Annotated in this window: 19 protein-coding genes; 5 read left to right on the top strand and 14 right to left on the bottom strand. The window is 44.0% G+C overall.

Features of this window, described 5'->3' with window-relative positions; genetic code table 11:
• Positions 1-61: 61 nt before the first annotated feature.
• The 9 genes from manA to G337_RS0103975 all read right to left on the bottom strand — a co-directional run bounded on the left by manA (position 62) and on the right by G337_RS0103975 (position 11,417).
• A complete protein-coding gene (manA, locus tag G337_RS0103935) occupies positions 62-1,252 on the bottom strand; it encodes a mannose-6-phosphate isomerase, class I (protein ID WP_028862716.1) in 1,191 nt (396 codons plus the stop codon).
• Positions 1,249-2,442, bottom strand: a complete 1,194-nt coding sequence (locus tag G337_RS0103940) for an MFS transporter (RefSeq protein ID WP_028862717.1) — start codon at positions 2,440-2,442, stop codon at positions 1,249-1,251. The genes manA and G337_RS0103940 overlap by 4 nt, the downstream gene beginning before the upstream one ends.
• A 53-nt stretch (positions 2,443-2,495) precedes the next feature.
• The gene (ptsP, locus tag G337_RS0103945) at positions 2,496-4,991 is read right to left on the bottom strand and encodes a phosphoenolpyruvate--protein phosphotransferase (RefSeq protein WP_028862718.1); all 2,496 of its coding nucleotides are present in this window, start codon (positions 4,989-4,991) and stop codon (positions 2,496-2,498) included.
• 2 nt (positions 4,992-4,993) lie between these two features.
• Positions 4,994-7,588 carry a glycoside hydrolase family 38 N-terminal domain-containing protein gene (locus tag G337_RS0103950; protein ID WP_028862719.1) on the bottom strand — a complete coding sequence of 865 codons (2,595 nt, stop codon included), beginning with the start codon at positions 7,586-7,588 and terminating at the stop codon, positions 4,994-4,996.
• 99 nt (positions 7,589-7,687) lie between these two features.
• Positions 7,688-8,803, bottom strand: coding sequence for a PTS fructose transporter subunit IIC (locus G337_RS0103955; RefSeq protein ID WP_028862720.1), 1,116 nt, complete (start codon positions 8,801-8,803; stop codon positions 7,688-7,690).
• A complete protein-coding gene (locus G337_RS0103960; protein ID WP_028862721.1) occupies positions 8,803-9,111 on the bottom strand; it encodes a PTS fructose transporter subunit IIB in 309 nt (102 codons plus the stop codon). The genes G337_RS0103955 and G337_RS0103960 overlap by 1 nt, the downstream gene beginning before the upstream one ends.
• Before the next feature lie 10 nt (positions 9,112-9,121).
• Complete coding sequence (locus G337_RS0103965) at positions 9,122-9,550, bottom strand: hypothetical protein (protein WP_157619207.1); 429 nt, start codon at positions 9,548-9,550, stop codon at positions 9,122-9,124.
• Between the two features lie 190 nt (positions 9,551-9,740).
• Positions 9,741-10,850 carry a carbohydrate porin gene (locus G337_RS0103970; RefSeq protein WP_028862723.1) on the bottom strand — a complete coding sequence of 370 codons (1,110 nt, stop codon included), beginning with the start codon at positions 10,848-10,850 and terminating at the stop codon, positions 9,741-9,743.
• Positions 10,851-10,949: 99 nt separating this feature from the next.
• Positions 10,950-11,417, bottom strand: coding sequence for a hypothetical protein (locus G337_RS0103975; protein WP_028862724.1), 468 nt, complete (start codon positions 11,415-11,417; stop codon positions 10,950-10,952).
• 385 nt (positions 11,418-11,802) lie between these two features.
• Between G337_RS0103975 and G337_RS0103980 the strand changes: the two genes are divergently transcribed.
• From G337_RS0103980 to G337_RS0104000, 4 genes are all read left to right on the top strand, one after another.
• On the top strand, positions 11,803-12,498 hold the full coding sequence (locus G337_RS0103980; RefSeq protein ID WP_028862725.1) for a hypothetical protein: 696 nt from the start codon (positions 11,803-11,805) through the stop codon (positions 12,496-12,498).
• A gap of 3 nt (positions 12,499-12,501) precedes the next feature.
• Entirely contained in the window at positions 12,502-14,574 is a 2,073-nt protein-coding gene (locus G337_RS0103985; protein WP_028862726.1) for a metallophosphoesterase family protein, read from the top strand.
• A gap of 68 nt (positions 14,575-14,642) precedes the next feature.
• On the top strand, positions 14,643-15,503 hold the full coding sequence (locus G337_RS0103990) for an endonuclease/exonuclease/phosphatase family protein (RefSeq protein WP_028862727.1): 861 nt from the start codon (positions 14,643-14,645) through the stop codon (positions 15,501-15,503).
• Between the two features lie 575 nt (positions 15,504-16,078).
• Positions 16,079-17,047 (top strand): porin, encoded by a 969-nt coding sequence (locus G337_RS0104000; RefSeq protein ID WP_028862728.1) that lies wholly within the window; start codon positions 16,079-16,081, stop codon positions 17,045-17,047.
• Positions 17,048-17,108: 61 nt separating this feature from the next.
• On the opposite strand, the gene G337_RS0104005 is transcribed toward G337_RS0104000, so the two are convergent.
• From G337_RS0104005 to melA, 5 genes are all read right to left on the bottom strand, one after another.
• Positions 17,109-18,278, bottom strand: a complete 1,170-nt coding sequence (locus G337_RS0104005; protein ID WP_028862729.1) for a cyclic di-GMP phosphodiesterase — start codon at positions 18,276-18,278, stop codon at positions 17,109-17,111.
• Positions 18,279-18,631: 353 nt separating this feature from the next.
• Positions 18,632-19,876, bottom strand: coding sequence for a carbohydrate porin (locus G337_RS0104010; protein ID WP_028862730.1), 1,245 nt, complete (start codon positions 19,874-19,876; stop codon positions 18,632-18,634).
• A 161-nt stretch (positions 19,877-20,037) separates the two neighbouring features.
• A complete protein-coding gene (locus tag G337_RS0104015) occupies positions 20,038-22,572 on the bottom strand; it encodes a hypothetical protein (RefSeq protein ID WP_028862731.1) in 2,535 nt (844 codons plus the stop codon).
• A 173-nt stretch (positions 22,573-22,745) separates the two neighbouring features.
• Positions 22,746-24,128 carry a melibiose:sodium transporter MelB gene (gene melB / locus G337_RS0104020; protein WP_028862732.1) on the bottom strand — a complete coding sequence of 461 codons (1,383 nt, stop codon included), beginning with the start codon at positions 24,126-24,128 and terminating at the stop codon, positions 22,746-22,748.
• A gap of 46 nt (positions 24,129-24,174) precedes the next feature.
• The gene (gene melA / locus G337_RS0104025; RefSeq protein ID WP_028862733.1) at positions 24,175-25,524 is read right to left on the bottom strand and encodes an alpha-glucosidase/alpha-galactosidase; all 1,350 of its coding nucleotides are present in this window, start codon (positions 25,522-25,524) and stop codon (positions 24,175-24,177) included.
• Between the two features lie 394 nt (positions 25,525-25,918).
• On the opposite strand from melA, the gene melR reads away from it, so the two are divergent.
• A complete protein-coding gene (gene melR, locus G337_RS0104030) occupies positions 25,919-26,923 on the top strand; it encodes a transcriptional regulator MelR (RefSeq protein WP_028862734.1) in 1,005 nt (334 codons plus the stop codon).
• Positions 26,924-26,988 lie beyond the last annotated feature (65 nt).

A 26,988-nucleotide genomic window follows, 5' to 3' on the forward strand; every position in this document is an offset into this window, starting at 1 on the left:
CACAGAAGAATGCAGTTGAAATTTGCATAAATTTCAACTACATATAATACAATACGGTCGTTTAATTATAGGCTCGAGCTAACTGCCCGGAACTGCTGACCTGATAATCAACGGCATAAGCAGGTATAAACAGCGATTCACCTTTATTAATTGTTATTGTACTTCCATCCCCGTGATTCACTCTAAGCGGCGCATCAACCGCAAAGATAATTTCGGCACTGTTAACCTTTACACAAAGATCCTCTACGTTATCTGCAATACTCAACTTAAAATCGGCGGCAGGAACGATATAATTCTGCCAGCCGGCATCTGCCTGCGGTTTTAATAACAGCTCCTCAGCCGCTTTGCTGCAGAAAAGAGTATTAGCCAGCAGTTCCGGCACATCAATATACTTAGGAGTTAAGCCCGCCCGCAGTACATTGTCGGAATTTGCCATAATCTCCAGCCCGGTTCCTTTAATATAAGCATGCGGTGTACAGGCATCCAGAAACATCGCCTCTCCCGGCTGCAGTGTCAATACATTGAGCATAAGCGGTGAAAACAGTCCAATATCCCCGGGATACTGCCGTGCTAATTCAGCAATTAAAGCAAACAAAGGCAGGTGCCGATTATTATGCGCATAAACTATTAATGCCTGAACAGCACGGGCTTTATGTTCACCTTCAAGTAATAACATTGCCTGGAAAAAGTTCTGCAGACCACCTGCTGTTAAATCAGAGGCAAAAGCCTGCAGCAGCGGCTTTATTTCCGGGATATCAATAGACTGAAAGTCTTCTACTATCTGCTGCATATTACGAAAGCCGTTCATTGCCAGATATTCAGTCAAAGCAAAGACAACCTCGGGTTTATGATTGGCATCCTTATAGTTACGATTAAAAGCGTTATGCGGGATCTCTAATTTATCTTCTTTTGCAAACCCGGCCTGCGCCTGCTGTTTATTTGGATGAACCTGTACAGACAAAGCCTTCTCAGCAGCCAGAACTTTAAACAGATAAGGCAGCTGGCCGAATTCATGCGCTGTTTTTTCGCCTAAGATCAGCATTGGATCCTGTGCTATAAAGTCAGAAAGCTTTATTAAATCATCTCCTACCGACAGCTGTGAACAGCCGTTGGCATGCGCGCCCATCCATAATTCTGCCTGCGCCTGCTGAGCTTTATTCTGAAAAGCAAACAGATCCTGCATGGCGCTTTTACTGCCCCAGTCATAATTTTGAATAGTGTTGCTCATTTTATAAAAAGGCAAATAAATCATCCGCGAATCTCCTGGTTATATAACTGCTGAGCTGCATTTTTCCTGCTGTAAAAACTGTAAATTAAAATAAATAGATAGCCGCATAAGGGCACCATATAACTCATTCTTACACTGCTTAAATCAACCATCACTGCCTGTATAAACGGCACAATTCCGCCGCCAATACCGCACATAATCAGAACCGCAGAGGCGCTTCCGGTAAGAGCACCTAAGCCCTCAATTGATTTCGAGAAGATAACCGGATACATAAAGGAGTTGCACAAGCCGACTAAAATTAAAGCCGCACCGCCGTAAATACCACTGTTTAAAACGGCAAAAATAATCAGCAGCGAAGCACAACAAGCACTTATACCTAATGCCTTAGAGGGCTCGATGTACTGACTGAATGCACTATAAACAAAACGGCCGAACATTGAACCGGCCCAGTACAGGCTGATCAGAGTCATTGCCTTAGACGGCGCAAGCGCGGCAATGTTTTCATCGGTAAGATAACTGATGGTGACAGTGCCGAGACTCACCTCAACACCAACATAAACAAAAATAGTACAGGCACCGAGCATAAAATTTTTCTGCTTAAGCAGCGCCTGCATCTGCCCGCTGAAATTACTACGCAGATCACTTTTGAAATCCTGAATATTACTTTTAATGATAACAAGCGCCAGCGTTAAAACAGCAAAAGCGATACCGAGATAAAGATTAGCAATGCCAAAAGCAGCCAGAGTCAGACCGATAAACAGTGGAGCCAGCGTTGTGCCCAGCGAGTTAATCGATGAAGTAAAAGTTAATCTTCTTGATGCCGATGCAGCTTCACCAAGCTGGGTCACATAGGGATTAGCAACAACCTGCATGGCCGCAACTCCCAGTGCGAGAATAAAAATAGCAGCAAGTGATCCGCTGAATGAGCCGAAAGAGACAGCAGAAAAGAACAGAGCAGCCCCGACAGCTGTAAAAATCAATGACATTGATAAAGTCATTTTATAACCGCATCTGTTCATCACTATCGATGTGGGGATGCATGCCAGAAAAGGAGCCAGATAAAAGGCAATCTGCACAAACATTGACTGCTTGTAATTCAAGTTAAACAGCTCTTGAAAGTGCGGCACTAAAATACTGTTTGCAGAAGTCAGCAGACCCCAGGTAAAAAAGGTCATTGCCAGCAGCATCAGGGTAAAAGTACGATTATTTTTCATATGATATTAAAGCCGGTTCAACCCAGGCATCGGGAATAACCGGCCTTCCTTAGTTAGGCCGCAATGGTTTCCTGCAGAGTGTGGAGAATGCTTTCCGGGTTATCAGAATCAATCAGCGAACTTCTGAAATCTTCATGCATCAGCTTGCGGGCAATCTTAGAAAAGATTTTCATATGCGTATCGTCACTATCATCTTTACTGACGGTCAGCATAATCACCAGTTCAATACTGGTATCATTCCCCCAGTCGATCCCTTTATCTAAAGTCATTACCGATACACTGTTTTGACTCACATGTTCCGATTTACAGTGCGGAATAGCGACAGAAAACCCCAGTGCCGTTGAGAATACCGCTTCACGGTCCCAGATTGCTTTTTCAACATTACCGGCAACAGGAATACGCAGCTCGGCTTCAAGATTATCGGTTAAGCGTTTAATAGCCTCCTCTTTGCTGGAAACAGCCTGCTTAGTAAAAATAAGCGACTTGCACATAATCGGCATCTGCTGATCAGCAGCCGTAAATTTCTCCACCAATGCTGTGACTTGTGCCGGATTATCCGCATCAATCGCTTCTGCAAGAAGTGCCTGACAGTCTGAAACATTAAGTGCACAAAGCTGCTCTTTTGATTTACCGATAAGTGATGCAGACATACTGAAGTTACGTAAACCGGCCCCGATCAGCAGCGGCTGAGCAGTCGGATCAGAAGCCATCTCACCACACAGGCTGACCCGCAGCCCTGCCTGATCCGCGTTAGCAATAATATCGCGCACCAGTCTCAGAAAACTCGGATCCAGGTGATTATAAAGGTTAGCTATATTCTTATTACCACGGTCACAGGCCAGGAAATACTGAGTCAGATCATTACTGCCGATGGAAACAAAATCGATATAAGAAGATGCTTTTTCCAGTAAATATAATGTGGACGGCACCTCCACCATAATACCCAGTGATACCTTAACGGTTTTATTACTATCGGCACATATTTCCGCAGTAACAACATCAAGCATATTGCGGATCCATTTGATCTCATCAAGATTTGAAATCATCGGCACCATAATCGAGACTTCGCCAAATTCGCCGGCACGAACCAGTGCTCTAAACTGGGTTTTGATAATATCTTCATACTCCGGATACATACGTATCGCCCGGTAACCCAGGAACGGATTTTCCTCTTCAGGCAGTCCCATATATTCGCAGGGTTTATCACCGCCGATATCAAGTGTGCGGATAACGGCTTTTTTACCTGCCGCATTTTCTACAACAAACTTATAATGCTCGAACTGCTCCTCTTCAGTCGGCGGCACAGCACGTTCACAAAACAGCATTTCCGTTCTAAACAGACCGATACCGTCGGCCCCGGCTTCTAAAGAGGAGAGGATCTCGTTAGAGGTAACAATATTAGCTGAGATGTTTAGCTCGACCTGGTCAGAAGTAGAAACAGCCGCACTTTTAAATTTAGCTAAACGTATTTCAATCTTCGCCTGTTTAACAGCTTCCAGCTGATAATATTTGTTGGTCATTTCATTGGCGTCAGCAATAAGTACACCGGCTCTAGCATCAACAATCACTTCCTGCGCAGCGCTGCACAGCTGAACAGCCTGCTCGACCCCCGTTAATGTCGGGATATTAAATGAACGGGCCAGGATCACCGTATGTGAAGTATCACCACCGTCGCCCATCACCAGACCTTTAATCATCTCTTTCGGCAGGGCTAACAGCTGGCTTGGTGTCAGCAGACCTTCAGAAATTAACACACTGCCTTGTGTCAGATTCAAATCACTACTGATTTTTTCACCCACAATATTTTCAACAATTCGATTAGCAATATCACGGATATCCAGTGCCCTTTCACGCAGATAACTGCTTGAACTGCCTTCAAGTGTCTGACAGATTTCATCACCAGCCAGGGCAATCACCGCAGGCGCATTAAATGCATCTATATGTTTGCTGATAGTATCCTGCAGCTGCGTATCCTTGATAATTGCCAGGTGCGCATCTAAAACCGCCTTAGCATCCGTATCTGCATGCTCTATTTCATGCTCCAGCGCGGCGGTTGTTTTAAGCACAGCACTGTTAATCACCTTGCTGTTTTCACTGCTGTCAGCAGCAGGATACTGTTCGGCAACACTATGCAGATCAATCTTGCCGATAATAACCGGCTTACCACGGCCGATACCGCTGCTGGCAGCCTTGCCGCGCAGAAACTGCGGCTGCGCTTTTTCTAAGAACAGGGGTAAATCCTGCATGGTATCAGCAGCGGCAGTCTCTACAGGGCCGTCGATATCTGCAAGTTCATTCTCTACAAAGCTTTTAAAAAAAGTATAAGCCTGCTGTTCATCAGCGCCTTGGAAAACAAATTGACACTGGTCATTAAGCAGGATGTCGGCGCCGATCATAGACAACACACTTTTGGCATTGGCTTTACTGTCTTTGCTTTGGTTAATAATAGTAATTTGTGCTTCAAACTTAGCAGCACGCTGTTCAATTTCTGTCGCAGGACGCGCATGAATGCCGTTTACTAACGGGCAGATAAACTGGAAATCTAGCATAATTATTTCTCAACTTTTAAAGTAACAGGTGTACATGGAAGCACCTTAGTGCCTGAATTATCTTGTCTGCTTTCCGCTAAATTGACGCGGCAGACGGAACTGCTGCTGGTAAATGTTCCCGTTTCCAGGGTGTTAAATGACGGGTTATAGGCGCGGATAATCATGTCATCTGAATTTTCCGCTTTTTTGATGGTGCTGAAATGCAGCTCAGTGTCCCACTCAAACAGACTGACTTCATCTGCATAGGAGGCGGCATATTTGTTCATGCGGAATCTTGACCAGTCAGTACCGACATAAACAAGCGGCTCCGTTTTCAGCTCTTCGGTTAATTTCCAGAAGGTTTTATCACTGCCGTTATGCTGCGGAATTAATGTCAGTTCGAACTCGTGACTGCCTTGAATCTGCGAATCAGGAGAGGGAAGTACCATGCCTGATGCACGCCCCGGACGATAAGTCAGATCAGCCTGGCCCAGCCAGCCGACACTGCGCAGCAGAGTGACCGCAATGCAGTCCTGCTTTTCTTCGTGGATCTGATACTCGCGAATACCATCAGCAACAACCGCCAGTCCGTTTCTCTGATCATTCATAATCACAGTGCTCTGCATCGGGTATAAAGCCACCGGCGCTTCGGTCCACTTTTCCTGCTCCCAGAGATCCATGGCCGCCGGACGGTTTTCCCGCGAAATCAGACCAAAAGGCTGATCTGCACAATGAGAAGTGCGGCTTACCTGCGTCGGGAACAGCAGCTGAATACGGTGATCTTCGATATTGTTATGCACAATTACCTTAGCATTAACAAAGGGTTTGTCTGCGGCAATGGTCAGCTCCAGTTCAACCAGCAGCTGTGTTGTGCATTTACCCGTACGGCGCTCGCTGATGTTTTTAGGCACGCAAAGTGTGTGGCTTAGTTTTAATGTACTGCTTAATTCCCCTTTAAAGGTGCGGCAGCTGACCGGCTGACCGATACTGCTGACTAAACAGTCTTTCTGCAGTGGTGAGAAGTTATAGTTATCACCCTCATCAGAGCCGTCGACTAATTCAAAAACATTGCTGTAAATAATGCCTGAGCGCTTGTCTGTTAAAGTAATTGAAGCATCATCATTCAGTTTAAGCTGCAGCCATTCATTACTGATTTCATGCTCATTAACTTCCACAGGCTGTACATTTCCGGCAGCCGGCAGGTTTTCATTGAGATATATTGTCTTATAACCGTATGCAGGAATATCTTTAACATCTGCCTGTATGGTTAATTTTCGATACCAGGTTGTGGTGGTCTCATTAGACAGTTCCTGAATAATGGTCGACATATCCTGCTTAGATTCAGCAGTAATCTGGTAGCGGACAGGTTCACCAGCAGCATCACTCAGTGAAAATGAGGCTTGCGGCGTATAGATAACAAACTCGACAAAACTGTCGCGTTTTTTAGGAATGCTGTTGAAGATAATGATTTTAGTGCCGTCCTGAACAGCTTTAATACCGTCGCATAACTTTTTAAAATTAAGTTCAATAAGCTGCTGCGCTACTTCAATACCGGACTGCAGGCGGTTTGCCACCATGCTGTTAACACGGTCTGAGTTACAGCAGCCGATACTGTCATGGGCATGGCTTTTCATCGCTTCACGCCAGATATTATTTACTGCATTCTGCGGGTACGGCAGGCCGTTAAACATATTTAAAGTCAGCAGCGGCTCTAAATAACGGCTCACTGTTTTCTCAAATTCAGCATTTAACAGTTTGATATCCATACGCGTTGAGAAAATACCACGGTGAATTCTCATATATTTAGGCGATAATAATTCACCTTTAAACAGCGGCAGGTGATTACTGTTTTCCTGCAGTTCATCAAAAAACTGCTCAAAGCTGCTGTTTATAAAGTTAAACTCCTTCTGCCCCGCATTTATCTTATCCAGCATGCCCGGCACCTGATATTCAAAGGGTGACTGGTCGTTGCCGTTGGGCAGCATAATGCACTCGGATGCGGCAAATTCACTCTGCTTACGCGCCTTTTCCAGCATAACCGGCAGCGCTTCAAGCGGCTCCGTCGGCAGCCATTTGGCACATCCGTAACCCCAGGGCAGAACTGCGGCAGTGACACTGCTGCCGTTTTCACTCTGCCAGTTAAATTCAGTTGTACTTACTTCATGTTCAGACCAGCCGCGCCAGATAACCGCCCGATCAATATCGAACTCATTCAGCAGCATAGGAAGCTGTTCCATCTGTCCGAATGAATCGGGCACATAACCAATATTCATCACCGGCCCGAATTTTTCAGCGTCATTAATACCCAGCAGCAGATTGCGTGTCATTGACTCTGCGCTCACCACCAGAAAATCTGTCTGACTGTACCAGGGACCAATTAGAATGCGCCCTTCCTGAATTAATTTAGTAATTCGCTGTTTATTTTCCGGAGCGATTTCCAGGTAGTCATCCAGTACCACCGTCTGTGCATCCAGCGTAAAAGGCCCTAGTGCCGGATCGTTTTCAAGGCGCGAAGCCAGATCATCCATAAAGTAATAAAGTAATGCTTTGGAATCATTTTCGGTAAAGTACCACTCACGATCCCAGTGAGTATGCTGAATTAGATGAACATTTTTCATATATCGCAGATGAGCAGAAGCCCACTCCATTTAATGAGTAAAAAAATTAATAAGAGAAAAAAGCCGCCCGTTAGTGCACGGCTGTATCAGTGATATGAACTAGCGTTTAAGCGCGAATTTTGGAGCTGCGCTTACTGGTTTTTCAGGAGTCTTAATTGCTTCACCGGTGAAAAACAGTAATGAACCCACAGCAATAATGGCCGCACCGACCGCAATAGAGATGACATAAACAAACCAGCCGTCAACAGCTAACCAGCCGTAAAAACCTGAAATAGGCGCTTTATTCACAGCCCCCAGGCCGACAGCCATAGCGGCACCGACAGCTGAGCCGATTACATTAACTAAAATAACTTTAGGGTTGGCGATAGCAAACGGGATTGCCCCTTCCGATACACCGATAAAACCCATTAATGTAGAGGCTTTGCCGGCTTCCTGAAGTGACTCAGGGAAACGGTTTTTCCAGATTAAAGTAGCAATACCCAGGCCAATCGGCGGGATAATAATTGCCACCTGAGCCGCTGTATTAGGATCGTAAATACCCGATGCCAGCAGCGCCATTGCCGTAGTAACAGCCGCTTTATTAACCGGACCGCCAAGGTCGAATCCAACCATGCCGCCGATAACTGCCGCCAGCACAATTTTATTAGTTCCGCTCATCGCCAGCAGCCAGTTTTCTAATCCGCTGTTTAAACTGGAAAGCGGTGCACCAACGATATACATCATAATGACACAGACCAGCAGCGTGCCGCCGACGGGTATCAGGAAGATAGGTCCGGCTGAAGCCAGCGCCTGCGGCAGTTTAATTTTGGCCGCCAGATACTTAACAATATAACCCGCTAATAAACCTGCAACCAGTGCACCAAGGAACCCCGTACCGAGATTAGAAGCTAATAGGCCGCCGATCATACCCGGCGCAAGCGCCGGACGGTTAGCGATTGCAAAAGCGATATAAGCGGCCACAACCGGCAGCATAAATGATAAAGCCAGGCCGCCGAAACCGTCAAAATCATGGAAAAGACGCACAAACATATTTGCCGACTCGCTATGAGCTGCGTCCCAGATATTATCGATTCCGTACATAGAGGCACCGATACGGGCGATGCCCATCAGTACTGCCCCGGCAATAATAAACGGGAGCATGTAGGAGACACCGGTCATAATGGCATTTTTTAATTCAATGCCGACGGATTTTTTTTCACTTTTAAATTTACTCATCAGTTAAACTCCTTAATGAGAGCCTCAAATAATGCATCTCCGTGTTTAATAGGATCTGCTACGCTGCATTCAATTTTAGGGATATCAGCAAAACGCTCCAGATCGTTAACAGCAACATCTGCGGCCAGAATGGCGGCATCTGCACGGGCCAGATCTTCAGCTGTAATAATATTATCAGCCCCCATACTGCCCTGTGTTTCAACCTTAACTTCCAGGCCGAGTGCCTTACCTTTAACTTCCAGTGCTTCTGCCGCCATAAAAGTGTGTGCGACGCCAGTAGGACAAGCTGCAATACATACGATAAACATAGATGTTTCCTTAATTTAATTTACTGTAAAAAAAAACACAGCGCCTTGTCGGGAGCTGTGTTTTCATGATTTTGTTTAATGTAAAAAAAAACACAGCGACTGGCAGGAAGCTGTGTTTAATCGGGGTAATAATTTTATTTACAGAAAAAGCCGCGTCTTCAAGAACTGAATACTGGCAGATTTTCATAATAGTAATAAAACAAACTGTGACAATAAAAGATAATGTCGTTAACGTCTGCTGGATAAACTTAGAGATACAAGAAGCATTCTGCGTAGAAAGAGAAACTCCCAGACTTTCCCGCTGCTTATTTTTACGGGTTAATAACAAAGAAGCGCAGGACCACATTGCAGACCATTGCTCAGAAACAGATTCTGCCGGCTGAGTTGTTTCATTATGCTTTATGCTGCAGGCTTCACTAAACTGATTACTTTTCTGCACAATAAAAAAATCCACAACGCAGCTTAGCAAAGATATAAAAATACCTCTGCTAAAAATAAATACTGCGTTAAGAAAATGTTTCATTGGATATAATCTCTCTCGTAAAGTGCCGGCATAATACAAAATAAAACTATTAAAATATGTGATTAAATTCACGATTTATTGCTGTTATAAATAATTGAATAATGGTTTAGAAAAAGTATTTAAAACGAACACGTCCGCCAAAATCATCCCCTTCAGCAAAATTACTGGCAAGCGAAACTCCTTTATCAGTAAGGTTGGTATGATAAATACCCAGATAGATTGAAAAATCATTTACATCAAAAATATCAGCAAACTCATAGGAGCTGTATACAGTCTGAACTTCAACTTTACCGTCATGCCAGCCGGAAGCCGCATCAAAATCATTTACACCGTAAATATATCCAAGCCCGAAGCCTTTCCATAAAACATTCATAGCCAGAGTGGAATCTGTTTCATTAAGTGCATCAAGGTAAGCGGCATTTACATCAACTGAAAGATCATTTTTTGTGTAGTTGGCTGTTAGACCATAACCGATACGGTTACCGACATCGCCGTCACTGCCGTCTGCAAATATAACTGCATCTTTAACTAAATTGGCTTCCATTGCAGCGGCCAGGCGGAAATTATTCATCTGATAAGCAACAACAGGACGGACAATAATAGAATCACTTGAAGCTTCAAGCACTTTACCGTGATAAGTATCTGCAAATAACTCGCTGCGGTCGCCAACCATGGTGGAAACTTCAGTATATAAATTACCAAATGTATGGTTATACATTACCTGCCCAGCCTGCCCTCCACGGCCGCGCCCCTCTTTCAGCTGATACATATAACCGGCATTATCCGTATAAAGATCATTGGCTGTATCTCCTGAATATTCCAGGAAGGTATCCTGACCGACCGGGAACATATCATATGCCTCAAAACGCCCTAAACGCAGTTCCCAGCTGTCTTTCATTCCAAAAGAAAACCACGAATCATCGAGTTCAACTTCACCGGAAGTATCCATTAACGGCTCAGCTTTAAATTTTAAATAGTGACCGGATTCGGTTTTACGCTCACCGGCAAATTCAAGAAGAATACGGCCGGTCTGATCAAAATGCGAATCGTCTTCACCGGATGATGCATCACTTTTTTCTTCATAATTCAAATCAAACTCAACATCCCCGCCGATAGAAAAACTGCCCTTTTCATTATCGATAATATTAATACCGGCGACGGCTGAGAATGAAACGGCCATAGCGGCGACTGTAATAGATAGTTTAAAAAATTTCATAAATAAGATTCCAAAGTTATATTTTTAATAGTGTCTGTTCACGCAGATATTGTGCGCAGACTGATAATCTGCCGGGTTAAAATGCTCAGAAGATATGATCTACATAGGCGCCTCCTTCATTTTTCTACAGGCGAAAAAAAACACAGCGGCTTGGGGGCGGCTGTGTTTTCCTGGTGTGGCTATAGTCTTGAAAATAAGAGCACTTTTTTCAAGAATGCTGTACTGACAAATTTTAATAATATTGATAAAACAAACGCTTACAATAAAAGACAGGCCGCTGATCGTCTGCTGCTGCAGATTCACATAAAAAGCATTCTGCGCTTTTTGTTTCAAAATAGAATCACTGTTCAGGGCATATCGTCTGTTGGAGCAGGAAAGTAGAGATGCAGCGCTGGACCAGAGTGCAGACCACTGCTCGGACTGCAGATCTGTTTCACTGTCCGTCATTGTGCAGCTTTCTGTCAGATGGTTACTTTTACGAAGAATAAAAAATTCCACAACACTGCTTAGCAAAGATATAAAAATACCTTTGCTAAAAATAACTGCAGCGTTAAGAAAATTGTTCATCGAATATTATCCCTGTCGAAAAGTGCGGGCATGGTACAAAATAAAAGAGTAATAATTTGTGAAGAAACGCACAAATTCTGCACAGTCATTTTCCATAAACAGCCCAAAAGACATTATTTTTTTATTCTTGCAGAGCACAAAAAGGTCTGTAAATCGACAGCAGAGCCTTGCTGTCTGTGGATTAAAACAGACAGATAAAAACAGTACAGGCGGATCATAAAAGAGCGTAAAGTTGATTGCTAAAAAATATTTTAGTGACAACTTCTCTCTTAAACTCGTAAAAATAAATTTCAGAGACTTATTTTAATATGTGATGAGAGTCTAAGATGTATTTAAAAAATTACTGTTATGATAATTAGGAATTTACTAATAACGGGCAGTAAAAATGATAAAAAGATTAAATTTTTTAAAAAGCAAAGTGACACGGGGGACTGATATTTTAGTTCCTCTTGCCGCTGTGTTTTTTAAAAATATCCTTTTTTTATTTTTACCCCAGGAAGCAGATCTGAATAACCACGCCTCAGAACCAGACAACGAAAAAGAGATCTATGATATCTCCTTGCAGTGGAGTGAGTTATGGTCACGAGTCAGTGAACAATGCTTTACAGCTAAGCGCTGCCGGGCGCATTCAGGTAATCTAAATGCACAGGAAACTCATAACAGTGTTGTTAAACTGCGCTGCGTTAAACATGCACTGCTGACTCATATCGGTAACGATTCAGCATCAAGCCAGATGCTCAGCTGCTACAGAAATGCCGGAGAACCAGCATTTTCTTTCTACCTTATCTCCTGTTTAACTTTCTCTTTTCAAACCATTTTCCTCAAAGCAGCTTCCCGTTTTACCCTCTCTTTACAGACAATTACTCTCAATCTTATTTCACAGTTAACCACCTGTTTTCACATAACTTTATTAATTATTTATCCCGGCCGTCAGTCTCGCTTCATAAAATATTTGTATCACCTTGTGCATTTAATAACAGCCTGCTTAGCTGCGCCTTTCAGCAGACAAAAAAATTCAACAGACACCATCTCTATTCACAACCATCCCTTGTTAATTAACAACAGTTCCCTAAGGAAATGAAAAATGAATCAATTAACCACAAGCAGTTTAGCTTCTCTGCTCCTGTTCAGCTCAGTAACAGCGGCAGAACAAGTCAAAGTCGCCTTTATGCCCGATATACACTTTCATGATGTATACGGTCAGTTTGAAGACGGCAGCTATCAGGGCATTAAAAATAGTAAGAGCGGAGAGTATGCAACGATCCGCAGTATGTACGCGCAGCTGACCTCTACTCGTCTGTTTAATGAAAACTATTTCACCTTAATTGCAGCACTCGATGATGTGGTTAAACGCGGCGTAAAATATGTCTCTTTACCTGGTGATTTCAGCGATGACGGGCAGTCTGTTAATGCCCGGGGATTACAGAAAATTCTCGACTCCTACAGCAGAGAACACGGCATTCAGTTTTTTGCGGCTCCCGGTAACCATGATCCGGTTCGTCCCTTTGGGCGCGCTAGCGGTAAACCAGACTTTTTAGGTCAGGAAGGTAAAACTCAGCGTATCTTCAGCCGCGGCGCTGAAGAATGTCAGGGATATCAAGGTGACTCTGCAGTAATCGATGCCGGGCATGAACTGCCGACCATCTGCAGCGAAGAGATCCGCGAGTTAGGTTATAAAGGATTGATGGACGAACTGGGAGACTTTGGTTTTTACCCGCAGCCGGACTATGTCTACTGGGAAACGCCTTATTCCAGTTACAGTGAAAAAAACTACAGTTTTGAAACCGCCAGTAAACAAGCATCTTATACACAGCGTCAATATGAAATTTGTCATCAGGGGACGGGTGGTGAATACAAACAGCAAGGTTATTCGGCCTGCACCTCTGTGCCGGATACCAGCTATCTGGTCGAGCCAGTTGACGGGCTCTGGCTGCTGGCCATTGACGCCAACGTTTATATTCCCCAAGCCGATGCGGATCTTAGTCAGCCGCAGGCTGCCGCTAATTTCGCCGGTTCCGGTGATGCCGGTTATAACAAAATGCTTACCCATAAAAAGCATGTTATTGAATGGATGAAAGAGATAGTTAAGCGCGCTGAACAGCAGAATAAAACACTGGTTGCCTTCAGCCATTTCCCGATGACTGAGTTTTATAACGGCGCGGCTGAAAGCATCGAAGATATCTTTGGTCCCGGCAACTTCCAGATGGCCAGATCTCCTAAGGAGGATGTCAGCAGAGCATTAGCCCAAACCGGTATCAAACTGCATGTCGGCGGCCATATGCACTTTAATGATACCGGTGTTAAACGCTATGAAGACGGCAGTTTTCTATTCAATATTCAGGCTCCGTCAATGGCGGCCTATGTGCCCGCTTACAAACTGCTGACCTTTAAAGAAGCTAAGCAGGTTGAAGTAGAAACCGTAATACTGGATGAAGTGCCTCGTTTTGATGAACTGTTTGAACACTATCAGCAGGAGTGGAAACATCTCAAAGCGTCAGGTTCGGACAAGCTGTGGAACAAAGAGATACTGAGCGCGCATAACTACTATGAATTTACCAACTGGCATATTACCGAACTGACTCGTATGCGCTTTCTTCCCGAGGAGTGGCCTTGCGATTTAAAACAGATGTTGTTCAGTTTAGACGGCAGACAGATGCTTATCCTTAGTCAGCTGCAAAGCCCGATCAGTCAGGAGCAGGTTACAGCCCTCACCAAAGGATTTCAGGCAATAGAGATTTGCCAGGAGCAAAGCAGAAGCTTTGCACCAGAGCAGATCCCGGATCCGGCCTTTAACAAAGCATGGCGGCAGGCATCCGAAAAAGCAGCCGCCCTGGCAGCTGAATCTAATCTAAATCTGCAGGAATTTGCAGACTGGAACGGCTTTGATCTGGCAGTGGACTTCTACCGTCTGCGCAACGCTGATGAACTGGCATTTAAAGATGTACAGCGCGGCAGAATCCCGCAGTACAGCCTGCTGGCAGAAACTCTTGCACAGCACCTTAACTCAGAACCGATTAATGCCGACAGCCCGTTCGGCACTGTCTTCAAACAGCGTTTCGGCGGCTTGTTCGGTATTTTAACTAAATTTTCCAACGGCAATCCAAGTGATCATTTCACACTGGATCTAAATAAAGGAACGATCAAAGACCTTAAATAATACAGATGATTTTAAATTAACCGGGGCCTAAACAGGCCTCTATACATAACTTTAAAAGGTATTAGAAAATGAAAAAAACAGCAGCACTCTTATTATTCGCACTGGCAGCCCCGTCATTTGCGGCGGATTTTAATGTTATGAGCTTTAACGTTCGAAACAGCAAGGACAGTGTGGCAGGCAGCAGTTACGATGGAAAAAACACCTGGGAAAACCGCAAAGAAATTGTTGTCTCTATTTTTGAAAAGCAGCAGATTGATATTGCAGGTCTGCAGGAGCCCTTTAACGATCAGCTTATTTATCTTGCTCAGAATTTACCTGATTACGGCTGGGTTGGTGTTGCCCGTGACGACGGCAATACAAAAGGCGAAGCGGTGCCTATTTTTTACCGAACGGATAAATACGTAAAACTGGGCGGAGGCACGTTCTGGCTTTCAGAAACCCCGGGAGTTGTAGCAAGTATCGGCTGGGATGCAGAACTGCCGCGCATTACCAGCTGGGTAAGATTAGAAGAAAAAGAGACAGGTAAACGGGTACTGGTCTTTAATGCTCATTTTGATCATATCGGTAAAACAGCACGCCAGGAAAGTGCACGTTTATTAAGTAAAAAAGCAGAAGAGATTATCGGCAGCGGCTCTGATGCGGTGATTGTTTTAGGCGATCTGAATTTTGAAAGAAGCGACACTGCTTCCTATAAAGCGCTGACCGATCTGTTCGACGATGCAAGAACTGTCACACAGACACCATTTAAAAGCATTGATAAGCATGACTATACCTACCATGGTTACGGCAAAGAACCCACTGAAGATATTGACTACATTTTTGTAAACGATCAGCTGAATGTAAATACCTTTGCATATAAGAATGTCATAAAAGACGGCATATATGCATCGGACCATTTACCTGTAATTGCCAATATAAGTTTCAAGTAGCAGCAAAGCAAATACCCAGGGAGGACTTATTTCCTCCCTTCTACACGATAAGCAGGCGCTAACATAATAGAAATATAATACTGTGCTGCCGAGCATGTTCTGCACATTTTTATATGCAGAAAAATGTAAACAAGCGGCTCAAAATAAAGGAAAAACAAGAGAAGTGTAAAGATAGTGTAAAGATGGTTTTCACAATGATAGTTAAGATGGTACAAAGCGTCCCGTAGCCATAAAGAGATAGTGCAGCCTATTTTTATGACTACAGAAAATTGATATTTCCGACCAGTTTTACGATCAGTTAAGTCACCTCGCTTAAAATTTTAGGTAAGTGATGTTGAATATCAGGATGTTAAATAAGAAAGACATCAGGGTATTCAGCTCGTTATTTAATGAATCAAATTCAAACACCGTCAGAACAAATTCTATCAATAACTCATTTCCTGTTCACTCTGCTGTTTGAGACAGAAGGGTAATCAGGGCTGTAAAAAAGAAGCTCAAAATAAGAGCTCTATTATAACCACAAACAGGGAGATGCAGATAAGCACTCCTTATAACTAAGAAAGGCAACAAATATAATGAAAAAAACTCTTCTAGCACTAGCCGTTATCAGTGCATCTGGCACAGCAAATGCCGGCATCACTGTTTATGAAACAGAGGCTGTTAAAGTCGACTTTGCCGGTGCAGCTGAAATTCAATACATCCAGGAATATGCACCGGACAGTGAAGCACATTTTCGTCTAGATGACGGTGATCTTTCACTTAATACAACAATTGCAGTCTCTGAAAAGATCAATGCCGTAGCAGGTATCGCATTTGAAATGGAATCAGGCGATGTTACCAGTGATGAATTATGGGTAGGTTTAGGCGGTGATTTCGGTACGCTTACTTTTGGACGCCAGAACTTATTTGCCGATGATTCCGGTATTGCTAAAGATTACGAACTTGCCGGTGAAGGTATTGATTTTGTACAGGATAACGGCGATCAAGTTGCTAAATATGTATTCGATAACGGCCGCTTCTATTTAGGAGCAGCCGCTCTTTTAGAGAGCGATGGAAAATCTACCACAGAAAATCAGACCACCATTTATGACGGCCGTATTGGTGCCCGTTTCAACGACTTAGATGCACGTGTTTATTTTTACTCGGGTGACAATGTTCATTCGAATAAATTTGATATTTTCAACGGCGGCATGAATGTTGATATTGACGGATACAACGCAGAAGTAGAATATACGTTTAATGATTTTGCATTTGCTGCTTCATTCGGCCAGGTTGACTACCAGGCTTCCAGTGACCCTGCGCTCAAAATTGAAGTGGATACGGCCGCTCTAGCCGGTTCATATATTATGAATAAAACGACCTTTGTACTGGGTTACACTTACTGGAATCCACAAGAAAACGGTATTGATGATAAAACTTACGCCGTCTACGCCAATGTAACTCAACAGCTGCACAGCAACGTTATAGTGTACGTCGAGGCAGGTCATTCTGATCTGCAGGACTCGAAATTTGCTTACCTGGCAGGTATGGAAGTTCGTTTCTAAATATAAGCTAAGTGTAAATACTTAAGCAAAGCGGCATTGGACGCTGCTTTACCCAAAAGAACTATCCCTCATGAGCTAAAAACTCCATAATCGTCTGCATATCTAAATCAAAATCATCGGCTCTGACACACTTCACTATCTGTTCATCTTTGGCGGCGGCTAAATCGATCCCCTGTGCAATTTCAAAATGCTTCGGCTGCAGGCAGTAAAACGGTTTCACCCAGGGACGAATAGGATCTTTACGGTTAAGAAATTCAACAATCGCTAATCTATTTGAAGTCAGCTGCACCAGTGCTCCTACCGGGTAAACCCCCATACAGCGGATAAATGTATCCACTAAACCTGCATCCAGCTGATGATTTTCAGCTAAGGCGCGTAAAATACTGAACGCTTTAACTTGAGAATACCCCTGCTTATAACAACGACTTGATGAGAGCGCATCAAAAATATCACAGATCGATATCATCCGGCCGTAAACTGAAATCTGCTCCTCTTTAACACCGTAGGGATAACCGATACCATTAAGTTTTTCATGATGCAGGGCTGCAGTCTCTAAACTCAGTTCACTGATCCCCTGCGTTGTTTTAATAATATCAATAGAATGGACAACGTGCTGCTTCATTACTGCAAACTCATTATCCGTTAATCTGCCCTCTTTATTTAGTATTTTAGCGGGTGTTTTCACTTTACCGACATCATGCAGAAAAGCACCAATAGCCAGCTGCCTGACAATCTCTTTTTCTAACTTCATAAAAAAAGCAAAAATAGTGACCAGCACCGACACTGCTACGGAATGCTCCAGTAAATATTCATTTTTGCGGCGAATATTAAGCACGCAGGCAAGCGCATTAGGGTTATCAAAGATAAGAGCCATAGACTCATCAGTGATTTCACTCACCGGTGCCAGATCTAAAGGACAGCCGTTCTGGGCATCATGAAATAATTTTTTCTGGATATCTTTAGATTCATCAAAAACATGCCTTGCTTTAACCACTTCTTCCTGGAAAAAAATTCTGCTTTTCTCTGCGGGTAATAAACCAGGTTTAGTTGGTGCCCTTTGTTTACTGGTATCAATAAGAACACGTTTTACACCTTTACTTCTAAACCCCTTAAGGATATTTTCATTTTCGATCCAGCCGGCCTTAGCCAGGTGAAATTTTCCTTTCGGGGAAGTAATATCCAGAATATACATACCAACACAAACTTCAGAAATACGCTGCTCAACAATCATGATCTGCAACTCCATTGTCCAAATATCTCGCTACCGCACCTGCTTTATAGGAGACTATTTAATGATGTCGATAATATATAATATAGACCGTTATTAGACCCGCTGCGCCGGCAGGAAAAACACAAACTGCACTGAATAAAGGAAGGGATTAGTACGCTTTGTTATCTGTTTGAGTTAACAGCTTAAATTTTAAAAAATGCTCAACAGGCCCTAATAATAAAGAAAATATTTTGTATTAAATGATTTAAGTTATACCCTGTGTATAACAGACGGTCAGGTCGGCAAACTTTTTCCGTCTGTTTAAATACCCATGTTACCCGGCCTATTTATGAGTCACCTCATATTTAGGCTTTTTACCACCAGGCTTCCCACATTGCACCGACAGCAAATGTATCCTGCTCTCTCTCATAATTGTTTTGTGAATAATTCACCTCATTATCCGCTTCACCAACTGTTGCATAAAAACGCAGCATCGGACGCTCACCGCTGCCTTTACCAAAGCTGACATTCTGCGACAGTGTTACTTTCCAGGCACTGTTTTCACCGGAATTATTAAAATCAACCAGTGAATAACCCGCTTCTAACCAGGTAGAATGCACGTTATTCCAGAAATACATAGGGCGGACAATGGCACTGTAGTTAGTGCGGTCCTCACTTGAATCCTTTTTATTTTCAAGATTATGGTAAGCGGCCAGATACTCCATGCCGACGTTTTCACTTAGCGCAACATTACCTTCAAGGCTGGCATATAAAGTGGTTAAATCTTCGCTTTTTGCAAACACTGTATTGTCAGCATTATCCGCATAACGCAGCACCAGCTGGTTTGAACCTTTTGACCAGCTGCTGTCAATCACCGCGCCAATCTGGTAAGCAGTGCTGCTGTTCTGATTAATCTCATTGCCTGTCTCTAAGTCATACTCAGTACTTTCAAAACCATAGTTTGCCAGTAAGCTCAGATCGATAGATTCGCTTAAACTGATACCGTGCAGTTTAGAGGTAAACGCATAATTACCGCTGTCACTCACCCCGTCAACTTCAGCAACACCGGCCAGATCCAGCTTCAAACCACCCAGATCTAAATTATAAAAACCAGCCCCCTGGCCGTCATGCTGCATCCATTTATAATCATTAAGCGCCTGTGCTGGACGCTGGTGGAAATCCCGCCCTGCCCATAAATACAGATCCGGCTGAGAGGCAAAAACATTTGTCGCCCCTGCATAGAATTTTTTCAGTCCGATCTCATCACTCCAATGCTCCATCATCAGCACAATATCCCAGACAACCCCGTCATCTGATTTAAACGCTTTAGAAAACTGAAACTCACCGCCGTTTCCTTCGTTACCTAAACGCCCGGTTGCATTACCAGCAAGCTGGCCGTCGGCAGTGACATATTCAAAAAGATCATCGGTGTAGTGCAGGCCGTAACGAGCATAACCGGAGAACACCACACCCTCAGCAATATCTTCAGCATTTGCAAGAACCTGCTTCTGCAGATCATCAACCTTTTGACTCTCCGGAGTTTCATTCACATCCGCAGCGAATACCGTCACAGGTAATAAAGCGGCCGCAACAGCAAGCGGTAGTCGTTTATAATTCATTGTTTTTCCTCATTTAAAATATACTTAAAAAGTGTTCTAGTGAAAATTCTGCAAAAAAAAAGCAACTACCTGCTGCTTTTCATCACATGCTCCCCGACAGGTAAACTGTCGGGAAAAATTATTGCTTAGCCTGTGCGGCTCCCTGCCAGGCACAGAATGCTTTAGTTAGAGACTTCAACAGTAAGAGCTGCAGAGGGAGCGACAGTGACTTCGATATAACTCACTAACACACCGTTAACCTCTTTCTGCTGTGCAGGCTGAGCGGCTCCGTTAACACTAAGCTGCCCGTAGTCACCGTAGAATCTTGCTTCCCAGTTCAAAGGTGCCTCAGAGTTGTTAGTTAAGGTGGTACTGGTGATACCGTCATGCCTTACCGCTAATTCCTGATCGCCAATCTGCAGATACTGCACTTCTAACCAGCTGATATCCTGCGGCAGATGCGAAGCAGTAACCACGGCATTGTTGGCTGCATCAGGTTCAATGCCCATCAAGCCTTCTATGGTATGAGAGATCAAAGTAAATGAAATTTCCGGGTAATCGCCGTTGGTTCCCTGTGTCGGGCGCTCATGCGGCAGGTCGCGCACACTGATGATATATTCCATCCATTTCCAGGCTTCTTCATTACGGTTGTAAGGGAAGAAAGTTTCCGGCAGATAAGTGTAAGCTTCGATATTGTGCGGTGCTTCAGGCGTTGAACCGATACCGTCACCAACATTGGCAGAGATAAAGTCCAGGTAGTTATCATTTCTAGGGCCCGGCTCAGTAATGAGTTTCATCGGCATAAACCAGCTGTTCTCTTTACCGAAATCATTCAGGCGCACACCGTCTTTCTGAACAATATTGACGTAGTTAGCTTCGGGGTTATTAATATCCGCCACGCTCCAGTCTTCATTGAAAAACTTTTTAAATTCTTCAGTTTTAGTACGCCATTCCTGTGCACTGCTGGTTTCACCGCGTGCTTCAAGCATCGCCGTATAAGCGACCATTGCCTGATATTGAGAGCCTATACCGTCACCGGCTTCAATCGGGAACTCACCGCGCTCATTATAAGTTGCGGAGCCTTCAAAGATGCCGCCGTAACCTTCAGCAACTCCATTATTGGTCTGTGTATCATGCAGGTAAATATAATCGGTCATGACTTTTGTGTAGAAAAGCCATAACTGCTCATCTTCAATATAACGACGGTCACCAGTCCACAGGAACTGCTCATAGGCTTTTTCGATAAACTCAAACTGCGCCGGCACTTCCCTTACAAAGTAATCATCATGCACGTAATCAATGGTATGCGGGCTGCCGTCAAAGTTAATCGCCCATAACGTATACCATTTACGTGATTCCGTAGAATGCTCCGCAAAGATTTTAAACATCGAGAAGTTCTCATAATCTAAACCGGCCAGTTTCGCTCCGGCAGCCTGATGCAGAAAGTCTCTTGAATAAAATGCGGTTCTGTCATAATAACCAGCCCAGTAAGAAGGCAGATAATCTGCACGTCCGCTGCCGTCATTATTATTTTCATCACGGTTGACCAGACCGTTTTTGCCGGTCATTACAAACTGATTGGTTTTATCGATCGCCCAGTTAAAAGAGTCTTCCAGGCTTTTATTCGATGAGCTGATTGCCACCTCTTTATCTTTAACAGTTACAGCAGCCGTCCAGTTTTCAGTTCTGCCGTCTTTACCGATCAGCTCAATAGTGACGGGATCAGTGAAATCAAGTATATCGCCGGCGCTTACTGATGAAGCTGAATCCTGTGATACGCTCATTTCACTTACCGTTAAACTGCTGATATCGGTGTTATAGGGTACAAAAAACTCAATTGTCTTATTATTTTTATTAATGCCGGTTTCTCCAGACTGTTTATCCACAGCAAACTGAATAACCTGATTAAATACGGGCAGTTCCTCTTTGTTCGTTTTTGACAGCTTAACGTTATCCACATTTACCGCACTGTCATTCGAACCGCTGAAGAATATTTTGATCTGTTCGCCTTTTTCCAGCGGAATAGTTGTTACTTTTGAGTATTTATACTTGTAGCTGACAGAGGCGGTACGATTAATTAACACGTCATCAAACAGATTTTTTATACCAAATTCTGCATTAGCACCTGTGCTGTTGATATAAGCAGACAGATCATAATAAGCGGTCTCCGGAACGGTAATCGTCTGGGTAATGCCATGATCTGCACCGATAGCGATACGTCCGCGGTTTTCTCCCTGATAAGTATATGAGCCTTTGATATTCGCTACGTCATAAGTCCAGCCCAGTCCTTTATTATCAAAACTTGGATTATTCACAATATTGATATCTATCGGTCCGACGGCTTCACTTAAACTCGGCTCTCCGACAGTCCCGTCTTCACCAACGGCAGAGACTTCGAATTTAATGTATTTATGGAGCTGATCCTGCTCTATCAGCAGCGACTCTTCCGTCGCTCCGGAAATAGGCACATAATCAGCATCTTTAGAATCAGAAATCAGCCATCTTACGCTGGACACTTCTGCACTGCTCTGCCCCTCTTTTATGTCAAAATTTCCCTCTAAAATCGTGCCTATCGAGCCCATGCCTTTTACGCTGAGGTTTTCAGTCTCCGGCCCCGGATTTGAGCCGCCGTCACCACCTCCGCTGCTGTCATCATCGTTACATCCGCTGAGCGCCAGCGCACCGGATAGAGCAAATGCTAAATATTTCAACTTCATACTTTTCTCTCCAAAATTACATCAGATTCGTTTTATGCTGTTTGCTGTTACACTTACCGCCAAATTCAGGCAGTCAAATACCCTGCCTTAAAATACAGCGGCATAAACAGGCATTTAATAGAAATGGATAAAACAGACAGGCCGGCATTTCTGCACAGCCTGTCCGTTATCTGTTAAGACTGAGGTACTGCAGCACCGTCGTATTTCTCTTCCAGATGGGTCTGTACCTTCTGATGGTAAGCACCGTTTAATTTATAGAAACGGAAGTAAATAACCAGCGTGATGGCAAAGAACAGAGCAGGCAGACCAACCATGGTGCACTGCATGCCGAAGACGGTATCGGCGGACTGCTCAACATTAGGCACGTAATCAACTAATGTCAGTGCAATACCGATAAAGAAAGCAGCAAAGGCAGAGCCGGCTTTGACCACTAAAGTCTGTACCGAATAAGCAATACTTTCACAGCGTACACCTAATTTGTATTCACCGTAGTCCACAGTGTCCGCTACCATGATCACGTTAAGTACCCAGAACAGTGCTGTACCTATCTGCAGCAGTATGCCGGCAGCTGAAATCAGTAATATGCTCTGCTGGTCGTACATACCGATATAAATCAACACACCGCTGCCCAGGATAGGGAAGATTGATGCACCGGCCCAAAGTTGGCGACGGGTGAATATCTTAGCTAGTTTAGGGAATAACACCAAAGTGATAAGGTTTGCGATACCAGCATATGCCATGTAATACGGGAACAGATCCGGATCACCAACAACATAAGTGAAGTAATAAACTGCGAACGCCATAATAATATTAGTTGCAGTATTGTAAGAGAGCGCCATAAATAACAGGCTGCTCAGCTGGCTGTTTTTGTAGATAAGCGGTAACATTTTCTTCAGCGGAACTTTCTCTTCAACTTTAGTATCGTCTAAGTTAGCAGTCGAGTAGCGTTCTTTTACATTACGCAGAGTGATAAATGTCGACAGGGCAAAACAGACAATTAACACTAGCGTAAGCATTTGATAACCAAAACCTTTATCATCTCCACCAACATAGTCGACAAACGGCATCGCAATCGCGGCGATCAGGATCCATGCTAAGCTGGCAAAAAAACGCGGGAAAGGAACCAGTTCTTCACGCTCACGCTTATCCAGCGTCAAGGTAGGTACCAGTGACCAGAAAGGAATATCCATCAGGGTGTAAGTCATGCCCCATAAAATATAAGTAACCGAGGCATAAACAATAAGCCACGGCCCTTCAATATAATGAGCCTGGAACAGCATATACAGCACAATAGAGTTGGCGATAGTACCGATCAGAATCCAGGGTTTAAATTTACCCCAGCGGCTGCGGGTATTGTTCACCACCCAGCCCATAATAGGATCATTGACTGCATCCCAGATCCGTGCAACTAAGAAAATCGTCCCGACCACGCCCGCAGAAATACCGGCAACATCGGTGTAGTAAAACATCAGGTACATATAGACGATGGTGATAGCAAAGTCTTTACCAAAAGCGCCAAAGCCGTAACTCAGCTTTGTCTTCATTGTTAAACTCATAATTTTTCTCCTAAATATGCCCTCCACAACGGAGGGCATCAATTTATTAACTATAAATCCACTCAGGCAGCCAGCCTTGATGGGATTCAATCAGATCGTCAACCAAAGCGTAAATCTCATCGATTCCCAGCACGGCAGCTGTATGCGGGTCTAACATAGCAGCATGGTAAATGCTTTCACGTTTCTCTTCGGTAATCGCTTCTGTCACTAAGGTCTGTACATTAATATTGGTGGTCATCAGCGCCGCCAGGTGACTCGGCAGACTGCCGACAGCGGTCGGCTGGATACCGTTAGCATCAACCAGACAAGGCACTTCAACACAGCAGCCTTCAGGCAGATTAGTGATCAGGCCGTCATTACGTACATTGCCGTAAATCACACTCGGCTCGCCGCTCCAGATGGAGTTGATAATCACGCTGGCGTATTCATTTGAAGCCGGTACTTCAACTTTGTCACCGTTTTTAAACTCCTGCAGATCATTTTTCCAGTCAGCAATCTGCTCAACGCAGCGTTTCGGGTATTCATCCAGCGGTACCTTGTAACGCTCAATCAGATCCGGACGGTTAGGTTTAATAAAGTAAGGCGTATATTCTGCAAAGTGCTCAGACGACTCAGTCACAAAATATCCGAGCTTTTTAAACATCTCGTAACGGACCAGATTCTGGCAGCGCAGATGATCTTTACGAGGTTTTGGTGCATCACCGCGTTCAAAAGCAGCCAGCATATCCGGGTAAACACTGACGTAATTACCCTGAGCATCTTTTTTCTCCAGCGACAGGTAATAAGCCATATGATTGATACCCGCACAGGTATAACGCAGCTCGGAAGCATCGATATTAAGATCGTCCGCCAGCTCTTCAGCCGTTCCCTGAACCGAATGACATAAACCAACCTGCTTAATATGCGGGAACTTTTTATACATTGCCCAGGTATTCATTGCCATCGGATTTACATAATTAAGCATTACCGCATCCGGACAGATCTCAGTCATATCTTCACAAAGTTTCCATAGATGCGGGATAGTACGCAGCGCACGCATAATGCCGCCCGGGCCCAGGGTATCGGCAATCGTCTGCTCTAAACCATGGCGCTTACAGACATCAAAGTCAGTCACAGTACAAGGTTCATAACCGCCGATCTGAAATGCAACAACCACAAAGTCTGCATCCTGAAGGGCTTCCTGCTGACTGGTATGACTGCTCAGCTGACCACGGGCTCCGGCTGTATCCATCAATTTGTTAACCACTAAATGCGATTCTGCAAGACGGTCCGGATCAATATCCATTAAAGCGACATCTGCATTTTTAAGTGAGGCTTTATGGAAAATATCGCCAAGAATATTTTTCACAAAAATCGTAGAGCCGGCGCCGATAAAGGCTATTTTCGGGTTTTTCATGTTACTTGTATCCTTATTTCATGTTATTTCATTTCGTTTCGATAACAGCATCATTACATAGTGTCGATGAGCTCATCTCCTCGAATAAACTTATCAATGTCCTGTTTTCTCAGATCGCTGTTAAGGCAGTAGAAAATCTTAGGAAATGGGACAAATTTAAGCAGATAACAGATGTTTTCAGCATCACTATGCCCGATGAATAGAAGCCCTATAAACAGAGAAAACAGATGAAACCTGAAATGCTTAGATAAGCATCAGATAATTAAAGGATTTATCCTTTATATCAAGAAGTTATAATGTCTTTTAGAAGTTTTCAGATTATGATCCCTGTCCGAGTTTAATTCGCCATAATCTGCTACATATAAAGGATTATATTTTTAACTGCGGAATTGTGATGAAAACACCGACCGACCCTGAATTAACTCTGGAAACCATGGACGCCTATTCAACGGAAAGTGTAACGATCAGCCCCCTGTCGCTCTATTCATCCTATGATCAGATTGATGTTGAACTACGTCCTCCCCATGAGATGCCGGGTTATCACTGGCACGGGCAGGTTGAAGTCAATATCCCCTTCGGCGGTGATGTCGAATATATTATCAACGGCCAGCCGCTGCTCCTTAAAGCTGGTCATATATGTCTGTTCTGGGCCTCGGTGCCCCACCGTTTAACCGATCCCGGTCAAAGTCATAATATGGGCATAATCAATATCCCCATACACCTGTTCCTTTCCTGGCCGTTGAGCCGTGAACTGCTTAACCAGATAACCCACGGCGCGGTACTGCAGTCATCCCGCCCCGGGCTGGTCAGTGAGTTTGAGCTTGAACGCTGGACAACGGAAATGGATCAGTCGACTCCGGGGCGCCAGCAGCTGGTCGCGGATGAAATCTGCTTAATGCTTAAGCGCATCTGTCTGGACGGCTGGGAGCGTCTATTAAGCAATCAGTGTGATAAATCCAATAAGCAGGGAGTTTCCAAACACTCGCAGTTTTACGTGCGTCAGATGCTTGCTTATATTGCAGCACACCACGACACTGCTTTAACGGTACAGCAGATAGCGGATCATATCGGCCTGCATGCTAACTATGCGATGGGTTTATTTCAGCGTGTTATGCAGCTGACCATTAAACAATATATTACAGCGATGCGCATCAACCATGCCAGAGCCCTGCTCAGTGATACAGACCGCACCATTCTGGATATTTCACTGACCGTAGGTTTTAATTCCAGCAGCCGCTTTTATCATACTTTTCAGCGTTATTTAGGCATAACACCAACCCGCTATCGAGTATTAAGCCGTGAAGATCACCGCTGGCTGCAGAAAGGCGTCAGTCCGCTGCAGAATCTCGAAAAAGGCGCCTGTGACGGCAGAAACCCGGTGGGAACATCTCTCAAATAAACAGCTAAGCAACTGTTATAAAATAACAAATTTATCTTATAAAATGCGGCATCAATAAAAACGGA

This window comes from Psychromonas aquimarina ATCC BAA-1526 (assembly GCF_000428725.1).
Taxonomy (GTDB): domain Bacteria; phylum Pseudomonadota; class Gammaproteobacteria; order Enterobacterales; family Psychromonadaceae; genus Psychromonas; species Psychromonas aquimarina.